Genomic DNA, 22,501 nt, shown 5'->3' with positions numbered 1-22,501 from the left:
GGGGGCCGTTGCGCTCTGCCTACTTGCCGTACATGCGGCAGACGGCCGTAGTGAAGAGCTCCAGCTCGATCTCGTTGTTCTCCGGGGCGAAGCGCTGTATCCGGGTGGTGAGGACGGTGACGTTCCGGGTGCCCGTGCGGTCGCTGAAGCTGTAGCTGGAGTAGCCCGGCAGGCCGCCGGTGTGACCCCAGACCGTGCCGCACCGGGTGGTGGCCTCCATCACGCCGAGGCCGTAGCGGACCGGGCCCGCGCCCTGCGGGACGGTGGCGAGCATGGCCTTCAGCTGGTCGCGCGGCAGCAGCCGGCCGGAGAGCAGCGCGGACTGGAAGCGCTGCCAGTCGCGGGCCGTGGAGGTCATGCCGGCCGCCGCCCACATCGGGCTGATGTCGATGTCGGTGACGTTCACGCGGTCGTGGTGCTCCGGGCCGGCGAAACCGAGGCCGGGCGGGGCGCCGGGCGGCAGGTGCGGCGCCAGGTGCTCGGCGTCCGGCTCGTAGCCGTGGGCGTGCCGGCCGGGGAACGTCGAGTCGGTGGGCAGGCGGGTGTCGGTGAGCCGCAGCGGCCCGGTGACGCGCCGTCGCACCAGCTCGCCGTAGGTCCGGCCGGTCGCGGCCTCCAGGACCATGCCGACCAGCGTGTAGTTGGTGTTGCTGTAGCCCCAGCGCTCACCCGGCGCGAACCGCGGCGGGTTCCCGACGGCGACGGCGACCAGCTCCGCAGGCGGCCAGTGGCGCGGCTGCTGCCCGGTGACGAGGCCGAACAGGCGCGGGTCGTCGATGAAGTCGAACAGGCCGCTGGTCTGCTTGAGCAGCATCTCCAGCGTGATGGCCCGGCCGTTCGGGAGGACGCCCGGCAGCCACTTCTCGACGGGGTCCGCCAGCGCCAGGACGCCCTCGGCGACGAGCTGGAGGGCGATCGTGGCGGTCACCGTCTTGGTGTTCGAGGCGACCCGGAACTGGTCGGTGGGCCGCAGGCGGTGGTCGCGGACCGTCCAGCGCGCCTGGCGGACCAGTTCGGTGACCCGGCGGCCGTCGTCGACCCGGACGATGACGCCCGGCGCGCCCGCCGCGACGAGCTCCTCGGCCAAGCCGGTGAGCTCGTCGGTGGCGGACGCGGTCACCGTCCCGGCGCCTACCAGTGCGACGGCGACGACGGCCGCTGTCGCGGTGCGTAAGAGTGTCGGCATGGCCTCCCCTTCGGGTTCGGGACGTGCCCGACCGATCCTCGGGGGAAGCGGGGTGCGGCGGAATCGGCCCGTCACTAGTGTTCGACGGGGGGTTGACCCCACCACGAACCGGTGAAGAGCCGGTCCTCGTGAGCTACTTGCCGTACATGCGGCAGACGGCGGCGTCCACCAGCTCCTGCTGCGCCGCGGCCGCGTCGGGCGCGGCGAGGGCGAACATCGTCGTCATCAGCACGGTGACGGTGCGGGTGCCGGTGGTGTCGGTGTAGTTGTGGCTGCGGTAGCCCGGGAAGCCGCCGGAGTGGCCCCAGACCGTCCCGCAGGACGTCTTCACCTCCATGACGCCCAGGCCGTAGCCGTTGGCGCTGCCGCCGCCCTGGGGCACCGCTTCACGCATCTGGGCGAGCAGGTGCCGCGGGATCAGGCGGCCGGACATGAGGGCGGTGAGGAACCGGTTCCAGTCCTTCGCCGTGGACACCAGGCCGCCTGCGGCCCACGCGGGGCTGAGGTCGAGTCCGGTCACGTCGACGTGCTCGTCGTGCTGCGGGCCCGCGAAACCGTCGCCGACGGGCGTGCCGGGCGGGAGCAGCGGGCCGAGGTGCGCGGCGTCGGGCTCGTACCCGTGTGCGTGCCTGCCGCGCCACCCCGTGCCGGTGGTGAGGTAGGTGTCCCGCAGGCCGAGCGGCCGGATGACCCGCTGCTCGACCAGGTCGGCGTAGGACCGGCCGGTCGCGGCCTCCAACACCATGCCGATGAGCGTGTAGTTGGTGTTGCTGTAGTCCCACCGCTCGCCGGGCGCGAACAGCGGCGGGTGCTCGGCGGCCACCGCGATCAGCTCGGCCGGCGGCCACGGCCGGGGGTGCTGCCCGGTGAGCAGGCCGAGCAGGCGCGGGTCGTCCAGGTAGTCGAACAGGCCGCTGGTCTGGTTGAGCAGCATCCTCAGCGTGATCCCCGCGCCGTCGGGCACCGCGCCCGGCAGCCACCGCTCGACCGGGTCGTCCAGGCCCAGTCGGCGCTCGGCGACCAGCTGCAGCACCAGGGTCGCGGACACCGTCTTGGTGTTGGACGCCATCTTGAACCCGTCGCCGGACCGCAGCCGGTGGTCCGACAGCGTCCAGCCGGCCTGCCGGACGGCCTCCACCGGCCGGCCCCGACCGTCGTCCACCCGGACCACGACCCCCGGCACGCCCGCTGCCAGGGCCTGGTCGACCGCGTCGGCCAGCCGGTTCGGCGTGGCGGTGGCGAGGCCCGCGGTGGTCGCGGTCAGGGACAGGGCCAGCGCCCCGGCCACGGTCGCGCGCAGTAGTCGGCGCATGAAAGTTCCCCCCAAGGATTCGGGTTGTACCCGGTTGATCCTCAGGGGGAACGAGGTCGATCGGAATCAGGCGGTCACCAGTGGTCGTCGTAGGGCTGGCCCCACCCCGAGCCGGTGGACGGCCAGCCACAGGGCGGTGAGCACCACGAACGTCACCGCCGCCGACGGGTAGAGGATCGGCGGGGCGGCGTCCAGCGCCTGCTGCGCCCAGATCCCGCCGTAGCCCAGGCCCGTGACGGCGGCCGAGCCGAGCACCGCGGCCACCGGCGCGGGTACCCGGCCCAGGTGGGCGGCGTCCACGGCCAGGCCGATGAGCAGCAGGAACATCGGCACGGTCGACAGCGGGAAGTCGGCGACCCCGAGCAGAGGCCAGATCAGCAGGCGGTAGGCGACGTAGCCGCCCGCCACCGCCGTCGCGGCCCACGGCGTGCCGATCGTGCGCCGGGCGACGAGCAGCACGATGGCCGCCGCGACCAGGCCCCACACCGGGTAGACCCAGTCCGGGATGGGCAGCGAGAACTGGACGATCGACTCGCGGTCGACCGGGCGGCCGATCTGGTCGGCGGCGAACTGCAGCAGGCTCGGTTCGGCGTACGGGTCGCCGCGGTCCCACGAGGCGATCTCCAGCACGCCGTACTCCTGGTGCTGGTTGGGGAACCACATGTTCTCCAGGAAGAAGAACCACAGCCCGGCCAGGCCGAGCACCCGCCACCGGCCGCCCGCCGGGTAGAGCTTGAGCCAACCCCGGATGGCGCCCGCGAGCATGATCGCGGTGCCCAGGTACAGCAGGGCGTGCGACCCGCTCCACGACGTGATGTCCAGGCCGTTGATCCGGTGGTTGATCAGGTCGATGGGCAGCGCGACCAGGAAGACGCCGGTGCCCCACTGCATCAGCCGCAGCGCGGTCTTGTCCGCGCCGTAGCCGGTGTAGGTGTGGAACAGCGTCAACCCGACCACGATCACCGTGCCCAGGGTGTTGATCAGGTGCGGTGGCGCCAGTTCGTCGCGCAGCCACTTGAAGTGCCAGGCCACGTCCCAGGAGGAGCCGATCAGCTTGAGCAGCAGACCGACGAGCCAGAGCCGGTAGAGCGAGGCGACGAGAGCGGGCGGCGTCTCGCGCCCCGGCTCGCCGCGCTCCCAGTACTGGTCCCGGAAGCGCGCGACGCGGTTGGTTACCCCCATGTTCACCCGCCCATGATGCGTCCCGACCCGAGCGCCTGGAAGGGTGACCCGCCCTGGTATTTCCGGGGACTTCCCCTAAGGGGTGCGATGAGCAGCTGTTTCCCGGTTGAGCTCATGCTAACAGGTGATGTTCGTTGCTCCGAATGGCTGCACGCGGAAAGGTGCGGCCTGAGAGTTCACTGAGAGCCCGAGGAGCGCGTTCATGGGCAAGAAGGTCGTGGCGGGCGTCATCGTCACCGCGTTGGTGCTGGCACTGGTCGCTGCCGTGGCGCGGGTATTCCTAAGCTGACCGCATGGAGAACCTGCTCGGTCCCGAACCCACGTTGCTGCCGGACCGCCCGGAGGCGCAGGCCGCCGCCGAGGCCGGCACCGACCCGGCCAAGATCGTCCGCGCCTACCCCGACTTCAGCGAGGCGTGGGCGCTGCTCGCCGAGCGGGCGTTGCAGACCGGCGACCCGGTCGCCGGCTACGCCTTCGCCCGCACCGGCTACCACCGCGGCCTCGACCAGCTGCGCCGCTCGGGCTGGAAGGGCCACGGCCCCGTGCCCTGGTCGCACCGCGCCAACCAGGGCTTCCTGCGCGCCCTGGCGGCCCTGGCGCGGGCCGCCGACGAGATCGGCGAGACCGAGGAGTACGAGCGCTGCAAGAAGTTCCTCGGTGACAGCGACCCCGCGGCGCCCGCCGCACTCGGCCTGAGCTGAGCACGTGGGAGCCGTGCGCGACGAGGTGGCGCGCAGGCTGAAGCGGTGGCGGAGCACGGCCTTGCCGATCGGCCAGGCCGCGCTCGCCGCCGGGCTGTCCTGGTTGGTCGCCACCGAGGTGGTCGGCCACGCGCACCCGTTCTTCGCGCCGATCGCCGCGGTGGTGTGCCTCGGCGTGTCCCTCGGGCAGCGGTTGCGGCGCGTCGTGGAGCTGGTCGTCGGCGTGTCGGTCGGCGTGGGCGTCGGCGACGTGCTGATCTCGCTGATCGGCTCCGGGCCGTGGCAGATCGCGCTGGTGGTGGCGTTGGCCATGTCCGCGGCGGTGCTGCTGGACGGTGGCGCGGTGATCGCGTTGCAGTCCGGGTCGTCGGCCGTGCTGGTCGCCACGCTGCTGCCGCCCAGCGCCGGTGGCGGGCTGGACCGGATGGTGGACGCGCTGGTCGGCGGGCTGGTGGGGCTGGCCGTGACGGCGCTGCTGCCGGCGAACCCGCTGACCGTGGCGCACCGGCAGGCGAAGGTGGTGCTGGGCGAGCTGACCGAGGCGTTGCGCGGGGTGGCGACGGCGGTGTCCGAGCACGACGCCGTGCAGGCCGCCGGGGTGCTGGCGCGGTTGCGCGACAGCCAGGAGGCGGTGGACGAGTTCGCGTCGGCGTTGAAGACCGGCGGCGAGATCGCGACCATCGCGCCGATCCGCTGGCGCAGGCGGCACGAGCTGGGCCGGTACGAGACGGCCGCGGTGCCGGTGGACTACGCGCTGCGCAACACCAGGGTGCTGGCCCGGCGGGCGTTGGCCGCGCTGCGGGACGGCGAGCGGATGCCGGACGTGCTGCCCGACGTGCTGCGGCGGTACGCCGACGCGGTGGACGTGCTGCGGGTGGAGCTGGGGCGCGGCGAGGAGCCGAAGCGGGCTCGTGCGGCGATCTGCGAAGCGGCCACCTGCGCCACGGCGCAACACCTGGGCGGCGAGGGCTTCTCCACGAAGGTGGTGCTGGCCCAGGTGCGTTCGGTGGCCGTGGACTTGTTGCAGGCCACCGGCTTGTCCCGGACGGACGCCGCAGGCTCGTTGCCGTCGCTGCGTTGAATTGCCGCCGCTCCGCAGACGGCGGGCTCGGTCGCCGGGAAGTCGGTCGTTCGCGTCCTGATTTCCCGACGATCGAAAAGCGTGATCGTCGGGAAATCAGGACGCGAACGACCGACGCGACCTCGCGGGTTCCTAGCCCTGGGGGCGGTTGAGCACGCCGAGCAGGACGGCGTGCACCGCCTCGTGGTCCTTCGGGTCGGCCAAGCGGCACGATGCGCCGGTGATGGCGTACCACTCCTCCGCGCCCTCGTAGCGCACGGTGGCGCGCAGGGCGCCGCCGTCCAGCGTGGTGCGCAACTCCAGATCGCCGGTCACCACGCCGACCTCGTCGGTCATGACGCCGCCGGGTCCGGCCACGAACGCGGAAGACAGGTCAGCCATCGGTCCTCAGCACCTCCCGAGCATGCTCTGCAGTGCAGACTTCTCCGCGGAGTTCACCGTCAAACCCCACTTGTACTTCGAGCGGGTCCACATCTTCGCGTAGGTGCACCAGTACGAGGTCAGCGGCGGCTTCCACAGGGCGGGGTCCTGGTCGCCCTTGGCCTGGTTCACGTTGTCGGTGACGGCGATGAGCTGCGGGTCGGCCAGGTCGTTGGCGAACGACTGCCGCCGCGACGTGGTCCACGACGCCGCGCCGGAGCGCCACGCCTCGGCCAGCGGCACGACGTGGTCGATGTCCACGTCGGACGCCTGCGTCCAGGTCGCGCCGTCGTACGGGCTGTACCAGCGGCCGGACGTGGCCGCGCAGCTGGAGTCGGTGACCACGTTCGTGCCGTCGCGCTTGAGGACCGTCTCCCGGGTGTTGCAGGCGCCCGAGACGGTGCTCCAGTGCGGGAACAGGTCACGCGAGTAGCCGCTGGTCGAACCCTCGGTGGCGACCCGCAGCGCGGCCAGCTCCGACAGGGCGGTGCCGGTGCTCGGGATGTTCGGCGGCGTCGCCTGGGCCGGGGTGGCCAGGCCGACCGCCAGCAGACCAGCCAGGAGCAGGGAAAGAGCCGGAAGTCGGAGTGCGGCAGGGAATCGTTTGTTAACTGTTGACATAATTCCGACCTTCCTAGTTGGAAGCTGTCGGAATTACCTTGGGCCAATTCTCCTTCCGCTACAACGCTTTCGAGTGACGCCTGAATGGCGCGGGAGGAAATTCCTCAGTCACTACATCCCGCGGATCAACCGCAGGTCCTCCGTGTGGCGGTACCAGGTCCACTTGCCCATCGGTCGCGGGTGCGCGATCCCGTCCGAGTTCACCTGCACCGGCAGGCAGCCGAGTTGGAACGCGCGCGCCGCCGTGCTGGTCACCTTCCGGCCGAGCAGCCGCTTGTGGATGACGTGCACCACCAGGCCCAGCCCGCCCGCCGGGTCGGGGGTGACCTCCAGTCGGGACGCCTGACCCCGGAGCACCACCGTGTCGTCCCCGTAGCCGACGCCGCGCACCGGGCCGAGCGAGCCGAGGCCGACGAGCACGCCGCCGACGTCGTCACGGACGAGTGGCACCCGGTCGGGATCGCCCGACAGGGCGAGGTCGAGCGCGCGGCCGGTATCGGTCGGCAGACCCCAGAGCTTGGCCACCTCGGACCGCGGGTCGGCGGGCACGTACCCCACCGGCACGTCGGCCAGCCGTTCGGTGCGCAGCAGTCGCAGCACCACCGCGTTGAGGTCCGCGTCCGTGCCGTGCACGACGAGACGTTTATCACCCGAATCGGCGAGAACCGCGTCCACCTCGGCTTTTCCGGGCCGTTCCGCCACTCGGCGCAGCTCGAAACGGTCACCGTCCGTGATCATTGGCGACTGCGAGTTTCCGCAGGCCAGCACGATTCCGCGCACCATCATCTCCTGGTCTACCCTCAACAGCCGTCCACTGACGGCTCGGCCGTCGCAGGCATTCGGCTCTTACCCGTCCAACCGCTTGGAGTTTCACATGCCGGCCGTCGTGCTGATCGGTGCCCAGTGGGGCGATGAGGGCAAGGGCAAGGCAACCGACCTGCTCGGTGACCGGGTGCAGTGGGTGGTCCGGTACCAGGGCGGCAACAACGCCGGGCACACCGTGGTGCTGCCCGACGGCCAGAAGTTCGCCCTGCACCTGATCCCCTCCGGCATCCTCACCCCCGGCGTGACCAGCGTCATCGGCAACGGCGTCGTGGTCGACCCCGGTGTGCTGCTGGAGGAGTTGGCGGGCCTGGACGAGCAGGGCGTCGACACCAGCAAGCTGCTCATCTCCGCGGACGCGCACTTGATCATGCCGTACCACGTGGCGATCGACAAGGTGACCGAGCGGTACCTGGGCAAGGCCAAGATCGGCACGACCGGTCGCGGCATCGGCCCGTGCTACCAGGACAAGATCGCCCGCGTCGGCGTGCGCGCGCAGGACCTGCTGGACGAGAAGATCCTGCGGCAGAAGGTGGAAGCCGCGCTGGACTTCAAGAACCAGGTGCTGGTCAAGGTCTACAACCGCAAGGCGCTCGACCCCGAGCAGGTGGTCGACAGCGTGCTGGAGCACGGCACCAAGTTCACCTCCCGGATCGCCGACACCCGGCTGCTGCTCAACCAGGCGCTGGAGCGCGGCGAGACGGTGCTGCTGGAGGGTTCGCAGGGCACGCTGCTCGACGTCGACCACGGCACCTACCCGTTCGTGACGTCCTCGAACCCGACCTCGGGCGGCGCGAGCGCCGGTTCCGGCATCGGGCCGACGAGGATCACGACGGTGATCGGCATCCTGAAGGCGTACACCACGCGGGTGGGCTCGGGGCCGTTCCCGACCGAGCTGAACGACGAGATGGGCGAGCACCTGCGCAAGACCGGTGGCGAGTTCGGCGTGACGACCGGGCGGTCGCGGCGCACCGGCTGGTTCGACGCGGTGATCGCCCGGTACGCGGCGCGGGTCAACGGCATCACCGACTACTTCCTCACCAAGCTGGACGTGCTGTCGGGCCTGGAGAAGGTGCCGGTCTGCGTCGGCTACACGATCGACGGCGAGCGGGTCGACGAGATGCCGATGACCCAGACCGACGTGCACCACGCCGTGCCGGTGTACGAGGAGCTGCCGGGCTGGTTCGAGGACATCAGCCACTGCCGCACGTACGAGGAGCTGCCCGCGAACGCGCGTGCGTACGTCGAGCACCTGGAGCAGATCTCCGGCGCCCGCATGTCCGCGATCGGCGTCGGCCCCGGCCGTGACCAGACCATCGTCCGGCACGACATGCTCGGCTGATCCTCTTCTTCGCACAAAGTGCCTCCGGGACCGACGCAATCGGTCCCGGAGGCACTTTCACAATTCGGGACGCGTTGACTTCCCCCGTCCGGATATCAAAACTCTGACTCGCTGATCAGCGCGTCCGGTGTCCGTTGGCTGCGGGGAGAAATCCGTGTCGATTTCCACCGCGGGTGTTGTCGCGCGTCCAGAATCGGTTGTCGCCGCGCGTGCGCCCGCAACAAAACAACGCAAGTGGCCCGATCTGCGGCGGTGGTTGAGCCCCATCGGGCTGGTGCTGCTGTGGCAGGCCGCGAGCAGCACGGGCGTGCTGCCGGAGGACAAGCTCGCGTCGCCGGTCACCGTGTTCCGGTCCGCCTACGAACTGGTCCTGGACGGGCAGTTGGTGGACGCGTTCCTGGTGTCGTTGGGCCGGGTCGCGGTGGGCTTCGCCATCGGCGCGGTCGTCGGCGGCGCGCTCGGCCTGGCGTCCGGGCTGTCCCGCTGGGGTGAACGGCTGCTCGACCCGCCGGTGCAGATGCTGCGCACGTTGCCGCACCTGGGCCTGATCCCGCTGTTCATCCTGTGGTTCGGCATCGGCGAGGAGCCGAAGCTGGCGCTGGTCGCGGCGGGCGTGGCGTTCCCGCTGTACCTGAACCTGCACGCGGGCATCCGGCAGACCGACCCGGCGCTGCTGGAGGCGGCCCGGGTGCTCGGCTACACCCGCTTCGACCGGGTCGCGCACGTCGTGCTGCCGTCGGCGGTGCCGCAGACGTTGGTGGGGCTGCGGATCGCGCTCGGCACGGCGTGGCTGTCGCTGATCGTCGGCGAGCAGATCAACGCGGACGCGGGCATCGGCTACCTGATCAACAACGCCCGCGAGTTCCTGCGCACCGACGTCGTCGTGGTGGGCCTGCTGGTCTACGCGCTCCTCGGGCTGAGCACGGACGCCCTGGTGCGCGCGCTGGAGAGGAGGGTGCTGCGGTGGCGGGCGCGGTGAGGATCCGGGGGTTGGTCAAGGACTTCGGGCCGCGGCGGGTGCTGGCCGGGTTGGACCTGGACGTCGCGGACGGCGAGTTCGTGGCGCTGCTGGGGCGCAGCGGGTGCGGCAAGTCGACGTTGCTGCGGATCCTGGCCGGGCTCGACCCCGACGTCGGGGGGACGTTCACGGTGCCCGAGCGGGTTTCCGTCGCGTTCCAGCAGCCCCGGCTGCTGCCGTGGCGGCGGGTGTGGCGCAACATCGCGTTGGGGCTGCGCGGTGACGGCCGCCGGCCGGACCGGTACCGCTCGGTCGCGGAGAAGGCGTTGGCCGAGGTCAGGTTGGCCGATCACGCCGACGCGTGGCCGTTGACGCTGTCCGGTGGCGAGGCGCAGCGCGTGTCGTTGGCGCGGGCGCTGGTGCGCGAGCCGGAGTTGCTGCTGCTGGACGAGCCGTTCGGGGCGCTGGACGCGTTGACCCGGCTCGCCATGCACCACCTGGTGGAGCAGCTGTGGCGGGAGCACCGGCCCGCCGTGCTGTTCGTGACCCACGACGTGGACGAGGCGTTGTTGCTCGCCGATCGCGTCGTGGTGATGGACGAAGGTCGGATCGTGGCCGAGCACCGCGTCGACCTGCCGCGGCCGCGGCGCCGCGCGTCGTTCGTCGACCTGCGGTCGGAAGTGCTGTCGAACCTGGGAGTGGACGATGTCGAAGCTGCTTAGCGCGCTGGTAGTCGTGGTGTTGGCGCTGTCGGGCTGCGGCACGGCGGAGTCGTCCGACGGCCCGGTGGTGCTCAAGGTGGGCGACCAGAAGGGCGGCTCCAAGGCCCTGCTGACGGCCGCGGGCCTGCTGGACGACTTCCCGTACGAGATCGAGTGGTCGACGTTCACCTCCGGTCCGCCGTTGCTGGAGGCCGCGTCGGCGGGCGCGATCGACGTCGGCGGGGTCGGGAACACGCCGCCGATCTTCGCGGCGGCGGCGAACGCGAAGATCGCCGCGGTGTACGCGGCGAAGGGCAGCGTGGAGGGCGACGCGCTGCTGGTGCCCGCCGACTCGCCGTTGCGGTCGGTGCGGGACCTCAAGGGGCGTGGCATCGCGGTCGCCAAGGGCAGTTCGGCGCACGGGCAGGTGCTGCTGACGCTCGCCGAGGCCGGGCTGACGACCAAGGACGTGACGCTGAACTTCCTCCAGCCGTCGGACGCGTACTCGGCGTTCACCCAGAAGCGGGTCGACGCGTGGGCGGTGTGGGACCCCTACACCGCGCAGGCGCAGCAGGAGGCCGGCGCGCGGGTGCTGACCGACGGGCGCGGCAAGTCGAACGGCTACACGTTCCAGGTGGCCGGTCGGGCGGCGTTGGACTCGCCGGGCAAGAGCGAGGCGGTCAAGGAGTTCGTGCGGCGGATCAGCCAGGCGCAGCGGTGGGCCGACACGCACCGCGAGGAGTGGGCGACGGCGTGGGCCGCGGAGACCGGGCTGAAGGTCGAGGTGGCGCGGGCGGCCGTGGCACGCGGCGGTGACCTGCCGGTGAAGCTGGACGACGTGGTGGTCGCGTCCGAGCAGGAGTTGGCCGACGCGTTCACCGCGGACGGCACGTTGCCCGGCAAGGTGGACTTCAAGAAGTTCGTGGACACCCGTTTCCAGGGAGAACTGTCATGAGCGTCGTGCCGCACTGGTTCCTGCCCACCTCCGGTGACGGCCGGACCGTCGTCGAGCGCTTCCACGCCAACCGGTCGGCGGGCGCGGCGGCGTCGCGGGAACCGGACGTCGACTACCTGGCGCAGGTCGCGCAGGCCGCCGAGCGCAACGGGTTCGCCGGCGTGCTGACGCCGACCGGCACGTGGTGCGAGGACGCGTGGCTGACGACGGCGGCGTTGATCGCGCGGACGTCGACGTTGAAGTTCCTGGTGGCCTTCCGGCCGGGGGCGATCTCGCCGACGTTGGCCGCGCAGATGGCCGCGACCTACCAGCGGATCTCGCGCGGTCGGCTGCTGCTGAACGTGGTGACCGGCGGGGACGAGGTGGAGCAGCGCCGGTTCGGCGACTGGCTCGACCACGACCAGCGGTACGCACGGACCGACGAGTTCCTGCACGTGGTGCGGGCGGTGTGGTCGGGGCGGCCGGTCGACTTCGCCGGCGAGCACTACCGCGTGTCCGGGGCGACCCTGCTCGCCGCGCCGGACCCCGTGCCGCCGATCTACTTCGGCGGGTCGTCGGACGCGGCGCTGCCGGTCGCGGCGCGGCGGGCCGACGTGTACCTGACCTGGGGCGAGCCGCCGGCGCAGGTGGCGGAGAAGATCGGCCGGGTGCGGGCGTTGGCGGGCGACCGGCCGATCCGGTTCGGCATCAGGCTGCACACGATCAGCCGGGACACGTCGGCCGAGGCGTGGCGGGAGGCGGAGAAGCTGCTGGCGGCGCTGGACCCGGAGCAGGTGGCCAGGGCGCAGGAGCAGCTGCGGACGTCGCAGTCGGTGGGGCAGCGGCGGATGGTGGCGCTGCACGGCGGCGACCTGAGCCGGGGCGTGCGCGGCCTGGAGGTCCACCCCGGGCTGTGGGCCGGCATCGGGTTGGTGCGCGGCGGCGCGGGCACGGCCCTGGTCGGCAGCCACGAGGAGGTGGCGGACCTGATCGAGGAGTACCACGCGCTGGGCGTGGAGGAGTTCGTGCTCTCGGGCTACCCGCACCTGGAGGAGGCCTACTGGTTCGGCGAGGGCGTCCGCCCGATCCTGGCCCGCCGGGGCCTGCTCGGCGGTCCGCGGTCGCACGAGGACCCGGAATTGTCAGACCCCGTCGGTAGAATTGCAGCAAGGGTTCCCCTTGGCGGGGACCCGCGCGAAGCCGTTCACGGCGGCTCCTGATCAACCGGTGGGACGCCCGCACGAGCGCGGGCGTCCCACCGGGGTGAACCTGCGTCAGCCCTTGCGGGCTTCCACGGCGGTGTCCGGGTTGTCCGCGAACACGCCGTCCAGGCCGGTCGCGTAGAACTTCGCGTACTCGCCGAACGCCCTGCCGTACGCGGCCGGGTCGGTGGAGGAGCGGAAGTCGGCCGGCAGGAACGTGTTCTCGTTGCGGAACGTCCAGGCGTGCACGATCAGGCCGCGGGTGTGCGCGTCGCGCACCAGGGTGGTCGGCTCGCGCAGGAAACCCGCCGCGTCACGCGGGATGATCCGGTCCTTCGCCGCACCGATGCCGGACGCGTAGGTGCGGATCTCGCGCAAGCCCTCCGGCGTCACGAGGTCGCTGTAGGTGCGCTTGTCGCCCGCCTTGACGAAGTCGTACGGCGCGCCCGACGAGTTGATCAGCTGCACCAGCGGCACCCGCAGCTTCGACTTGAGCTGCTTGAGGTTGGCCACCTCGAACGACTGCACGTACACCTTCGCGCCGTGCCGGTTCAGGCCCGCCCGGTTCAGCACGTCGACCAGGCGGGGCTCCAGCGGGAGGCCGATGTCCTGGAAGTACGTCGGGTGCTTGGTCTCCGGGTAGATGCCGATGTCGCGACCGAGCTCGCGGGACAACCGGCGGGACAGGTCGATGACCTCCTCCAGCGTCGGCACCGGGAACCGGCCGTCGTAGAGGGTGTTGCGCGGCCGGACCTCCGGGATGCGCTCCTTGGCCCGCAGGGTCTTCAGCTCGGCGAGCGTGAAGTCCTCGGTGAACCAGCCGGTGATGGACGCGCCGTCGATGACCTTGGTGGTCCGGCGCCCGGCGAACTCCGTCCGCGCGGCGACGTCCGTGGTGCCGCCGATCTCGTTCTCGTGCCGGGCGACGAGCTTGCCGTCCTTGGTGACCACCAGGTCGGGCTCGATGTAGTCGGCGCCCATCCGCGCGGCCAGCTCGTACGCGGCCAGCGTGTGCTCGGGCCGGTAGCCCGACGCGCCGCGGTGGCCGATCACCAGCGGGCCCTTGCGGGACGACGCCGTCTCCCCGTCACCGCTCGCCGACGCCGACGGCAGCACCACCGCCCCGGCCACCGCGAGCGCCGCGAGCGCCACCCCGACGATCCTCGTCCGCACCATCGCCGACCTCCCCAAAGGGTTACTGCCCAGAGACTTCAGACGCGCGGCAGCCTCGTCGCGCACCGCGACGTCCTGGACACGGTAGGGCGAAGCGCAGACCACGTCACGGTGAACGCGTGGTGGGAGGTTCGTTGTGGTCACTCCCTGGATATGGCCGCTTCCTCCAGGTCGAGCTCGCGCAGCACCCGGATCAGCACCTCGTCGTCGATCCGACCCTCGTCCCGCGCCTGGACGAACACCTGGCGCTCGGCCTCCAGCATCGTGCGCCGCAGCCGCCGGTACGACGCGGCGGGGCTCTCGTCCTCCTGCCTGCCCAGCCGCTCCCACGCCGCGTTGCCGCGGTGCTCGGCCATCACCCGCAGCCGGTCCACGACGTGCTCCGGCGTGCTCTCGTCGTCGGCGATCACCTCGTCCAGCCGCTGCACGGCCGCCTGCGCGGCGGCGTGCTGCACCTGTGCCTCGGCCAACGCGTCGGTGCGCTCCTCATCACCGCGGAAACCGAGCTTGCGGATCACGAACGGCAGCGACAGGCCCTGGATGAGCAGCGTGCCGACGGTGACCACGAACGCGCAGAACACGATCACCTCGCGGCCGGGCAGGTCGAGCGGCAGCGCGCTCGCCGCGGCCAGCGACACCACGCCCCGCATCCCGGCCCACGACAGCACGGTCACGCCGCGCCACCCCGGCGCGCCCTCGCGCTCCCGGACCCGTTTCGACAGCAGCCGGGGCAGGTACGCCGCCGGGTACATCCACAGGAACCGCACCACGATCGTGGCCGCCAGCACGGCCGCCGCCGCCCACACCAACCCGGCGGTGACGTCCACCTCGCGCACCACGCTGTTCAACTGCAACCCGATCAGCGCGAACACGAACGACTCCAGCATCGCGTCCACCGACCGCCACACCGCGGTGTCCTGCAAACGCGTGTAGTAGGAGCTGCTCGGCGCGTTGTGCCCGATGTAGAGCCCGGCGATGACGACCGCGAGCACACCGGAGGCGTGCAACTCCTCGGCGAAGATGTACGCGCCGAACGGCACCAGCATGCCCAGCGCGCTCTCCAGCACGCCGTCGTTCAGCCGGTCCCGCAGCCGGCGAACCCCCCAGCCGATCGCCAACCCGATGAGCACACCGCCACCCGCGCTGATCACGAACGTGCGCGTGCCGTCGACCCAGGTCGCGGCGACACCGGCGGCCGCCGCGACGGCCACCTTGTAGGCCGTCAGCGCGGTCGCGTCGTTGATCAGGCTCTCGCCGGTGAGCAGGGTCATCGTCCGGCGGGGCAGGTTCAGCCGCCGGCCGATCGCGACCGCCGCGACCGCGTCCGGCGGCGCCACCACCGCGCCGAGCACCAGCGCCGCGGGCACCGAGAGCTCCGGCAGGACCAGGTGCGCGACCCAGCCGACGGCGACCGTGGTCACCAGCACCAGGCCCACCGCGAGCAGCCCGATCGGCCTCAGGTTCGCCCGGATGTTGTGGTACGAGCTGTCCAGCGCGGCCGAGTACAGCAGCGGCGGCAGCACCAGGACCAGGATCAGCTCCGGTTCCAGGGCGAACTCGGGCAGGCCCGGGATGAACGACACCGCGAGACCGGCGCCCACCAGGACCAGCGGCGCCGACCAGTTGAGGCGTTTGGCGGCCGCGGTGACGAGCAGCGCGCCGACGAGCAGGAGGAGCAGTTGCGGTCCGTGCATGGCGCAATCTTGCGTGATGATGACCGGTATGACCTGCGCCCACGTCTCAGACCTCCCGGAAACGGTCGCCCCGGACAACCCCGAGGGCTGCGCCGACTGCCTCGCCGTCGGTGAGCACAACTGGGCCCACCTGCGGATCTGCCTGTCCTGCGGGCACGTCGCGTGCTGCGACTCCAGCCCCCGTCGGCACGCGACCGCGCACTTCGGCGCCTCCGAGCACCCGGTGATGCGCTCGTTCGAGCCGGGCGAGGACTGGCGCTGGTGCTACGTGGACGCCCGGATCGTGTGAATCGGGCCACGCCCGCCGTTCCCGGCCGGTCTTTACAGTCCCTTTAGACGGTGGGCCTATGGCTGTGACCGGCGACACAAGTAGCTTCGTGAGCGCTTCACCCAGCGCGACACGAAGGGGTGCGCGTGCCGACCAAGCCGCAGGTCGAAGTCGATGAACTGCTCGCCGAGCACGACGAGGAGCGCCCGTCGCGCACCTTGTCCCGGCGCTGGGAGCTGGGCGTGTGGGTGGCGGGCCTCGCCATCGCGCTGCTCGTGCTCAAGCAGGTGTTCTGGCCGTTCAGCAAGGGCGGCCAGTACTACCTGGTGATCTTCCTGGCGGTCACGCTGCCGCTGGTCTTCCTCTGCTACCGGCCGCGCGGCAGGCGCGGCGAGGCCGACGACCCCGGTGTCGTGGACTGGGTGGCGGCGGCGTGCGCGTTCGTGGTCGGCGCCTACCCGCTGTTCGGCGGGTTCGACGCGTTCCTGGACCGCCAGGGGCAGCTGACCGCGCTCGACGTCGTCGCCGGGTCCCTGCTGCTCGTGCTCGTCCTGGAGGCGTGCCGGCGGACCACCGGCTGGGTGCTGCCGATCGTCTGCGTCGGCTTCATCGCGTTCGCCTACTACGGCGGGTTCCTGCCGCCGTCCTGGTCGATCTCGCACGCCGGCGTGGACTTCTCGCAGATCATCAACGGCTTCTACAACGACGCCACCGGGTTCTACGGCACGCCGCTGGACGTCGCCGCGACCTACATCGTGCTGTTCACGATCTACGGGTCGGTGCTCAACGCGTCCGGCGCGGGCGCGTTCTTCGTGGACATCAGCTTCTCCGCGTTCCGCAAGTCCCGCACGGCGCCGGGCCGCACCGCCGCCACCGCCGGGTTCCTGCTCGGCACCGTGTCCGGGTCGGGCACCGCGACCACCGTGTCGCTCGGTGCGGTGACGTGGCCGATGCTGAAGAAGGCGGGCTACCCCAAGGAGAACGCGGGCGGGCTGCTCGCCGCGTCCGGCATCGGGGCGATCCTGTCCCCGCCGACCCTGGGCGCGGCGGCGTTCATCATCGCCGAGTACCTGGAGACGTCGTACCTCCAGGTGTTGATCTGGGCGATCCTGCCGACGCTGCTGTACTACCTGGGCATCGCGCTGGCCGTGGAGATCGACGCGCGCAAGTTCGGCGCGAAGCCGGTGGAGATCGACTCGCCGAGCCCGTGGGCGCTGCTCAAGCGCGGCGGGTACCACTTCCTGTCGCTCGCGGTGATCGTGCTGTTCCTGGCGCTGGACATCCCGGTGTTCTCCGCCGTCGTCTACGCCACCGGTGTCGCCGCGCTGTTCGCGCTGGTCGCCAAGCGCGGTGACGTGCGGGGGTGGCTGCGGGCGATGGCGGACTCGCTGTCGCAGGGCGTGCGGTCGGCGTTGCCGGTGATCGCGGTGTGCGCGGCGGCGGGCGTGATCACGTCGACGATCACCAAGACCGGGCTCGGCCAGGAGCTGGCGTCGGCGCTGGTCGACCTGGCCGGCGCGATCTCGTCCAACCCGACCGCGGTGCTGTTCGTCACGGTGGTGCTGGCGGCGTTCGCGGTGAGCCTGCTCGGCCTGGCCGTGCCGGTGACGGCCTCGTTCATCATCTCGTGGGTCGTCATCGGGCCCGCGCTGATCGAGCTGGGCGTGGCGCGCGAGGAAGCGGCCATGTTCATCTTCTACTACGCGGTGCTGTCCGAGGTGACGCCGCCGACGGCGCTCGCCGCCGTGGCCGCCGCCGCGATCACCGGCGGCGACGTGATGAAGACGATGTGGCGGACGTGGAAGTACACGCTGCCCGCGTTCCTCGTGCCGCTGGCGTTCGTGCTGACCGACAACGGCGCCGGCCTGCTGCTGCGCACGTCGTTCCTGGACGGCGTCTGGGTGTTCGCCGCCTCCGCTCTCGGCGTGGCCGCGCTGGCCGTGCTGACCGGCGGTTGGCTCTTCGGCCCCGCGCGGTGGCCGGAACGGGCGCTGTGCGCGCCCGCCGCCGTGGCCCTGCTCTACCTGCAACCCGTCACCATCGGCGTCGGCGTCGGCTTCCTGCTGGCCGCGGTGGCGGTGCACCTCGTACTACGCCGGAAGATCCACTCGGGAGGGGAACAGCATGCGCAGCTGGACGCTTAAGGTCGCCGCGGGCGTGCTCTCGGTCGGCCTCGTCGCCGCCGGGTGCGGCGGGAAGCGGACGCCCGACGCGCCGAGCGGCAACGCGGGCGGCGCCGCCTGCGAGGCCGCGGACGGGCGGATCACCATCGCGACCGGCAACTCCGGCGGCGTGTACTACGTCGTCGGCGGCGGGTTGGCGAAGCTGATCAGCGACAACACCAAGCTCAAGGCCACCGCCGCCGAGACCGGCGCCTCGGTGCAGAACATCCAGCAACTGGTCGCGGGCGACTACGACGTGGCGTTCTCGCTGGCCGACACGGCGGCGGACGCGGTCGCGGGCAAGGGCGCGTTCGACGGCAAGCCGCAGCAGGTGCAGGCGCTGACCAGGCTGTACCCGAACTACACGCAGGTGCTGGTCCGGGCCGACGCCGGGATCGACTCGGTGGCCGACATGCGCGGCAAGCGGATCTCCACCGGGTCGCCCAAGTCGGGCACCGAGGTGATCGCGCAGCGGCTGCTCACGGCGGCCGGGTTGAACCCGGAGACCGACGTGCAGGCGCAGCGGCTCGACCTGGCCAAGACCGCCGACGGGATGAAGGACGGCAGCCTCGACGGGCTCGTGTGGTCCGGCGGCCTGCCCACCGCGCAGATCACCGACATCACCACGTCGTTGAAGGACAAGGTCAAGTTCATCGACATCACGCCGCAGCTGGACGCGTTGAAGAAGGTGAACGAGGTGTACGACCGGGGCGTCATCCCGGCCGCGACCTACGGCCGGCCGGCGGACGTGCCCACGGTGGCGGTGCCCAACGTGCTGCTGGTGCGCACGGACTTCCCGGAGGGCGACGCGTGCGCCGTGACCAAGCTCATCTACGACAAGAAGTCGGACCTGGAGGCCGTGCACCCGGCGGCCAAGGACATCGTCAAGGAGAAGGCCACGATGACCGACCCGGTGCCGCTGCACCCCGGCTCGCTGGACGCACTGGGCGGATGACCGGGCGGGTCATCTAGGCTTCCGCACCGTGCGTGTCCTGGTCATCGGGTCTGGCGCCCGTGAACATGCCCTAGTCCTCGCGTTGTCGCGGGATCCTTCGGTGATCGCGTTGGCCTGTGCGCCGGGCAACGCGGGCATCGCCGGTGTGGCGGAGACCTACGGGGTCGACGTCACCGACGGCGGGGCCGTCGCGGCGCTGGCCGAGGAGTGGAACGCCGACCTGGTCGTGGTCGGGCCGGAGCAGCCCCTGGTGGCGGGTGCGGCGGACGCCGTGCGCGCCATCGGGATCCCCTGCTTCGGCCCCTCGGCCGCGGCGGCCCGGATCGAGGGCTCCAAGGCGTTCGCGAAGGACGTCATGGCCGCCGCGGGCGTGCCGACGGCGGTGTCGGAGATCGTCGACAACCCGGCCCGGCTCGACTCCGCGCTGACCCGCTTCGGCCCGCAGTGGGTGGTGAAGGACGACGGCCTGGCCGCCGGCAAGGGGGTGGTCGTCACCACCGACCGCGCCGTGGCCCGCGCGCACGCCATGACGTTGCTCGACCACGGCCACCCGGTGCTGCTGGAGTCGTTCCTCGACGGTCCCGAGGTGTCGCTGTTCTGCCTGGTCGACGGCGCCACCGTGGTGCCGCTGCTGCCCGCGCAGGACTTCAAGCGGGTCGGCGACGGCGACTCGGGCCCCAACACCGGCGGCATGGGCGCGTACTCCCCGCTGCCCTGGGCCGCGCCCGACCTCGTGGACACGATCGTGGCAACCTGCGTCCAGCCGGTCGTGGACGAGCTGGCGCGGCGCGACACCCCGTTCACCGGCCTGCTGTACGCGGGCCTGGCCCTGACCTCCACCGGGCCGCAGGTCATCGAGTTCAACTGCCGGTTCGGCGACCCGGAGACCCAGGCCGTCCTGGCGCTGCTCCGCACCCCGCTGGCGGGCCTGTTCCACGCCGCCGCGACCGGCGCCCTCGCCACCGCGCCGCCCCTGGACTGGGCCGATGGCTACGCCGTGACCGTCGTGCTGGCCGCCGAGGGCTACCCCGGCCGGCCGCGCACGGGTGACGTGGTGACCGGCGCCGAGGCGGACGGCGTGCTGCACGCGGGCACCCGTCGCCGCGAGGACGGCGCCGTCGTCTCCACCGGCGGTCGCGTGCTGTCGGTCGTCGGCACGGGCGACACCCTGACCGACGCGAGGACCGACGCCTACCGCCGCGTGGCGGGCGTCCACCTGACCGGCTCGCACCACCGCACCGACATCGCCCTGCGTGCGGCGAACGGCGAGATCACCGTCCCCTGACCGACCGCGACCGTCCCCGTGCGGGACCCGTCACCGAGCACCCCCAACCCGCGGGAACCGGGTCGGACGTTTCTTCGTCCAACCTCAGACCCGGCTCACGCGGTCGTTGGTAGCCTCGAACCGGGTTCATACCGTTACCGACCGTACGGGGGTAGGACGTCGTGGAACAGGAGACCGGCCTACTAGGAGCCGTCGCCGCGGCCGGGGGAGCCGTCGGCAGGGCGGTCGGCGAGATGTTCGCGGCGGAGAAGCGCCTGGGCGACACCATGGCCGCCGCTCCCGGCGGGAGCCGGGAGTTCAAGGTGGAGAAGGACACCGTCCTCCGAGCCGGTGCCGTCATCAGCGACCAGGTCGACGCGCTGCGCAAGAGCTACCGCGCGGCCCAGCGCGACCTCCGCGTCCCGCTCGACGGGCTCGACACCCTGAACAAGGACATCGCGGCAGCTTGGAACGACCGCTTGGTCGAGCACGACGACTCCTACGCCAACCGCGTGGAGCAGTACATCGAGAGCCTTACCGGTCTTGTCGAGCAACTCCGCGGCGCCGCCAAACAGTACGGTCACACCGACGAAGACGTTGAAGCGGCAATGGGGGCGGCGGGTGCTTCGCAGTAGCAAGGCTCTGATCGTGGTGGCGGCCGCGGTGGCGGTGGTGGCCGGTTGCACGACCACGAACACCCCCGGCGATCCGAGCCCTCAGTCGACGAAGACGACCGGTGGTCCGACTTCCGGCTCGTCGGAACCCACCGTCGATTTCCCCCCGAGGCCGGCCGAGATCAAACTCGACGGCATCGGCGATGCTTGCACCGCGCTGACCAAGGACCAGCAGCAGCAGTTGAAGATCGACGAGGCGATCAGCGAACCCCAAGACGTGATCAAGGGCAAGGATTCGCCGGGGTGCAGCTTCCAGGCCAACTCCCGGCCGCTGTTCAGCTACGAAGTCACTTTGATCGCCGACGAGGGCGTGGGCTACTGGGAAGGCGGGGGCAACCTGGACGTCGTCCAGAAGTCCGTTGCGGGGTTCGGCGCCTACCAGATCACCTTGACCGGTACGACGAAGAACGACTGCGCGCTCGCGGTCGACGTGGCGGACGGGCAGCAGTTGTTCGTCTCCTTCCTGCCGATCGGCGACGGCTTTACCCAGGACCAGATGTGCCAGAACGCCGCCAAGGGCGCGGAAATGGCGCTGACGACGTTGCAGACTTTGAAGTAAGGGGGAGGTATGGGCGGCTACCGACAGATCACCGACCACCGCTTCGAGGGATTTACCAACGACGGGTTGGCGAGGCTGGTCGCGGAGTTCTCGAGCAGTGACGCGAGTCAGAGGTTCAGCGATGCGTCGCACGCGCTGCGTCAGCTCGCGAGCACATTGGACGAGACCGACGAGACGTTGCGCCGAGAGCTGAAGAAGCTCGGAATCGACTGGCAGGGCGCGGCGGGCGAGAATGCGGGTCAGGCCGTCACCGTGTCGGCCGACGTGGCGACTTCGGGCACCGACGCCGCTCAGCAGAATTCCCAGGCCACCGCCGTGCAGGGGGCCAACCACAGCCAGGCCAGGAACGGGATGCCCGAGCCGCAGCAGTTGCGCGGTGACACGGAGACCAACATCGGTGACGATTTCCTCGGGTTCTTCGGGCACGAGACCGACCACGCCAAGGAAGTGAAGGCGACCCAGGCGGCGCGGGAGCAGACGATCCGGGGGCTCGACCAGTACACCGAGGCCAGCCGGGACGCGTTGAACCAGTACCAGGGCATGAACCCGCCCCCGCAGTTCGAGGTGACGACGGCCTCCAGCGTCAGCACGCCGGTGGCGGCGGTAGGGCAGCCCGGTGGGGCGACGCCCGGCATCCCGGGTGGCGTGACGGGCGGCTTGCCCGGTGGGTCCGGTCAGTTGCCCGGTGGCTCGGTCGGCGTTGCGCCGCAGCTGCCGGGGCAGATGCCCGGTGGCTCGACCGGCTTGCTGCCCCCCTCGCCGGGTGGGCAGACGATCGTGCCGCCCGCCGCCCTGGGCAAGGCCGGTGGGTCCAACTTCGGGTTGGGGCTCGGGCTCGGGTTGGCCGGTGGGTTGGGGCTCGGCCTCGCGGCCACGCAGGCGCGTGGCGGGCGGGTCGTGCGCAACCCCGCGCCGGCGATGCCCGGCGGCGGCAAGGTCCCGGAAGGACCGGCGGGCAAGGGCGGCACCGGTGGTGGTGGCGGTGGTGGCACCGGCAAGGGCGGTGTCCCCGGCATGCCCGGCACGCTGACCGGCAAGTCCGGCATCTCCGCGACGATCGGCGCCATCGACCCCGACGAGCGCATGCCCAACCGGGGCGCGGCCGGCGGTGTCGCGGGCAAGGGCGGCGCCGGTTCCTCGATGTTGCAGCCGGCGGCGAGCGCCAAGGGCGGCCCCGGCGAGGAGGACGGCGAGCACGTCCGCAAGTACGGCGTCGACTCCGACGACGTGTTCGGTGACGAGCGGATGGTCGTGCAGTCGGTCATCGGCGACGAGCCCGAGAAGAAGTGA

Annotated in this window: 22 protein-coding genes; 14 read left to right on the top strand and 8 right to left on the bottom strand. The window is 71.5% G+C overall.

Going from position 1 to position 22,501, the window contains the following annotated elements; all coding sequences use genetic code 11:
* Positions 1 to 19 precede the first annotated feature (19 nt).
* The 3 genes from ACYVLT_RS30005 to ACYVLT_RS29995 form a co-directional block, all read right to left on the bottom strand.
* Positions 20 to 1,186 (bottom strand): serine hydrolase domain-containing protein, encoded by a 1,167-nt coding sequence (locus ACYVLT_RS30005; RefSeq protein ID WP_461123527.1) that lies wholly within the window; start codon positions 1,184 to 1,186, stop codon positions 20 to 22.
* Positions 1,187 to 1,319: 133 nt separating this feature from the next.
* On the bottom strand, positions 1,320 to 2,498 hold the full coding sequence (locus ACYVLT_RS30000; RefSeq protein WP_461123526.1) for a serine hydrolase domain-containing protein: 1,179 nt from the start codon (positions 2,496 to 2,498) through the stop codon (positions 1,320 to 1,322).
* Positions 2,499 to 2,564: 66 nt separating this feature from the next.
* Positions 2,565 to 3,680: a hypothetical protein gene (locus tag ACYVLT_RS29995; protein ID WP_461124148.1), complete on the bottom strand. Its 1,116-nt coding sequence runs from the start codon at positions 3,678 to 3,680 to the stop codon at positions 2,565 to 2,567.
* A gap of 293 nt (positions 3,681 to 3,973) precedes the next feature.
* On the opposite strand from ACYVLT_RS29995, the gene ACYVLT_RS29990 reads away from it, so the two are divergent.
* Positions 3,974 to 4,381 (top strand): DUF3151 domain-containing protein, encoded by a 408-nt coding sequence (locus ACYVLT_RS29990; RefSeq protein WP_360449064.1) that lies wholly within the window; start codon positions 3,974 to 3,976, stop codon positions 4,379 to 4,381.
* Positions 4,382 to 4,385: 4 nt separating this feature from the next.
* The gene (locus tag ACYVLT_RS29985; RefSeq protein ID WP_461123525.1) at positions 4,386 to 5,462 is read left to right on the top strand and encodes an FUSC family protein; all 1,077 of its coding nucleotides are present in this window, start codon (positions 4,386 to 4,388) and stop codon (positions 5,460 to 5,462) included.
* Between the two features lie 132 nt (positions 5,463 to 5,594).
* On the opposite strand, the gene ACYVLT_RS29980 is transcribed toward ACYVLT_RS29985, so the two are convergent.
* The 3 genes from ACYVLT_RS29980 to ACYVLT_RS29970 form a co-directional block, all read right to left on the bottom strand.
* Positions 5,595 to 5,843 (bottom strand): hypothetical protein, encoded by a 249-nt coding sequence (locus tag ACYVLT_RS29980; RefSeq protein WP_461123524.1) that lies wholly within the window; start codon positions 5,841 to 5,843, stop codon positions 5,595 to 5,597.
* Between the two features lie 6 nt (positions 5,844 to 5,849).
* Positions 5,850 to 6,503, bottom strand: a complete 654-nt coding sequence (locus ACYVLT_RS29975; protein ID WP_461123523.1) for an HNH endonuclease family protein — start codon at positions 6,501 to 6,503, stop codon at positions 5,850 to 5,852.
* A gap of 111 nt (positions 6,504 to 6,614) precedes the next feature.
* Complete coding sequence (locus tag ACYVLT_RS29970; protein WP_461124147.1) at positions 6,615 to 7,289, bottom strand: hypothetical protein; 675 nt, start codon at positions 7,287 to 7,289, stop codon at positions 6,615 to 6,617.
* Between the two features lie 88 nt (positions 7,290 to 7,377).
* Between ACYVLT_RS29970 and ACYVLT_RS29965 the strand changes: the two genes are divergently transcribed.
* The 5 genes from ACYVLT_RS29965 (at position 7,378) to ACYVLT_RS29945 (ending at position 12,480) form a co-directional block, all read left to right on the top strand.
* Complete coding sequence (locus ACYVLT_RS29965) at positions 7,378 to 8,667, top strand: adenylosuccinate synthase (RefSeq protein WP_461123522.1); 1,290 nt, start codon at positions 7,378 to 7,380, stop codon at positions 8,665 to 8,667.
* Positions 8,668 to 8,821: 154 nt separating this feature from the next.
* Complete coding sequence (locus tag ACYVLT_RS29960; protein ID WP_461123521.1) at positions 8,822 to 9,646, top strand: ABC transporter permease; 825 nt, start codon at positions 8,822 to 8,824, stop codon at positions 9,644 to 9,646.
* Positions 9,631 to 10,347: an ABC transporter ATP-binding protein gene (locus ACYVLT_RS29955; protein WP_461123520.1), complete on the top strand. Its 717-nt coding sequence runs from the start codon at positions 9,631 to 9,633 to the stop codon at positions 10,345 to 10,347. Before ACYVLT_RS29960 ends, ACYVLT_RS29955 begins: the two co-directional genes overlap by 16 nt.
* Positions 10,331 to 11,281, top strand: coding sequence for an ABC transporter substrate-binding protein (locus tag ACYVLT_RS29950; RefSeq protein ID WP_461123519.1), 951 nt, complete (start codon positions 10,331 to 10,333; stop codon positions 11,279 to 11,281). The genes ACYVLT_RS29955 and ACYVLT_RS29950 overlap by 17 nt, the downstream gene beginning before the upstream one ends.
* Positions 11,278 to 12,480, top strand: coding sequence for an LLM class flavin-dependent oxidoreductase (locus ACYVLT_RS29945; protein WP_461123518.1), 1,203 nt, complete (start codon positions 11,278 to 11,280; stop codon positions 12,478 to 12,480). Before ACYVLT_RS29950 ends, ACYVLT_RS29945 begins: the two co-directional genes overlap by 4 nt.
* 54 nt (positions 12,481 to 12,534) lie before the next feature.
* On the opposite strand, the gene ACYVLT_RS29940 is transcribed toward ACYVLT_RS29945, so the two are convergent.
* Together ACYVLT_RS29940 and ACYVLT_RS29935 are read right to left on the bottom strand one after the other, a co-directional pair.
* Positions 12,535 to 13,638: a glycerophosphodiester phosphodiesterase gene (locus ACYVLT_RS29940; RefSeq protein WP_461123517.1), complete on the bottom strand. Its 1,104-nt coding sequence runs from the start codon at positions 13,636 to 13,638 to the stop codon at positions 12,535 to 12,537.
* Between the two features lie 137 nt (positions 13,639 to 13,775).
* On the bottom strand, positions 13,776 to 15,329 hold the full coding sequence (locus tag ACYVLT_RS29935; protein WP_461123516.1) for a Na+/H+ antiporter: 1,554 nt from the start codon (positions 15,327 to 15,329) through the stop codon (positions 13,776 to 13,778).
* Positions 15,330 to 15,345: 16 nt separating this feature from the next.
* On the opposite strand from ACYVLT_RS29935, the gene ACYVLT_RS29930 reads away from it, so the two are divergent.
* The 7 genes from ACYVLT_RS29930 (at position 15,346) to ACYVLT_RS29900 (ending at position 22,501) form a co-directional block, all read left to right on the top strand.
* A complete protein-coding gene (locus ACYVLT_RS29930; RefSeq protein ID WP_461123515.1) occupies positions 15,346 to 15,618 on the top strand; it encodes a UBP-type zinc finger domain-containing protein in 273 nt (90 codons plus the stop codon).
* A gap of 125 nt (positions 15,619 to 15,743) precedes the next feature.
* Positions 15,744 to 17,741, top strand: coding sequence for a TRAP transporter permease (locus tag ACYVLT_RS29925; RefSeq protein WP_461123514.1), 1,998 nt, complete (start codon positions 15,744 to 15,746; stop codon positions 17,739 to 17,741).
* Positions 17,722 to 18,714 (top strand): TAXI family TRAP transporter solute-binding subunit, encoded by a 993-nt coding sequence (locus ACYVLT_RS29920; protein WP_461123513.1) that lies wholly within the window; start codon positions 17,722 to 17,724, stop codon positions 18,712 to 18,714. The genes ACYVLT_RS29925 and ACYVLT_RS29920 overlap by 20 nt, the downstream gene beginning before the upstream one ends.
* A gap of 28 nt (positions 18,715 to 18,742) precedes the next feature.
* Positions 18,743 to 19,999: a phosphoribosylamine--glycine ligase gene (purD, locus tag ACYVLT_RS29915; RefSeq protein WP_461123512.1), complete on the top strand. Its 1,257-nt coding sequence runs from the start codon at positions 18,743 to 18,745 to the stop codon at positions 19,997 to 19,999.
* 161 nt (positions 20,000 to 20,160) lie between these two features.
* Entirely contained in the window at positions 20,161 to 20,613 is a 453-nt protein-coding gene (locus tag ACYVLT_RS29910) for a hypothetical protein (protein WP_461123511.1), read from the top strand.
* Between the two features lie 13 nt (positions 20,614 to 20,626).
* On the top strand, positions 20,627 to 21,211 hold the full coding sequence (locus ACYVLT_RS29905) for a DUF3558 domain-containing protein (RefSeq protein ID WP_461123510.1): 585 nt from the start codon (positions 20,627 to 20,629) through the stop codon (positions 21,209 to 21,211).
* A gap of 9 nt (positions 21,212 to 21,220) precedes the next feature.
* Entirely contained in the window at positions 21,221 to 22,501 is a 1,281-nt protein-coding gene (locus ACYVLT_RS29900) for a PPE domain-containing protein (RefSeq protein ID WP_461123509.1), read from the top strand.

The sequence above is a fragment of the Saccharothrix stipae genome (assembly GCF_054781895.1).
The sequence above is the reverse complement of the archived record's forward strand: the minus strand, read 5'-3'. Positions and strand labels throughout refer to the sequence as shown.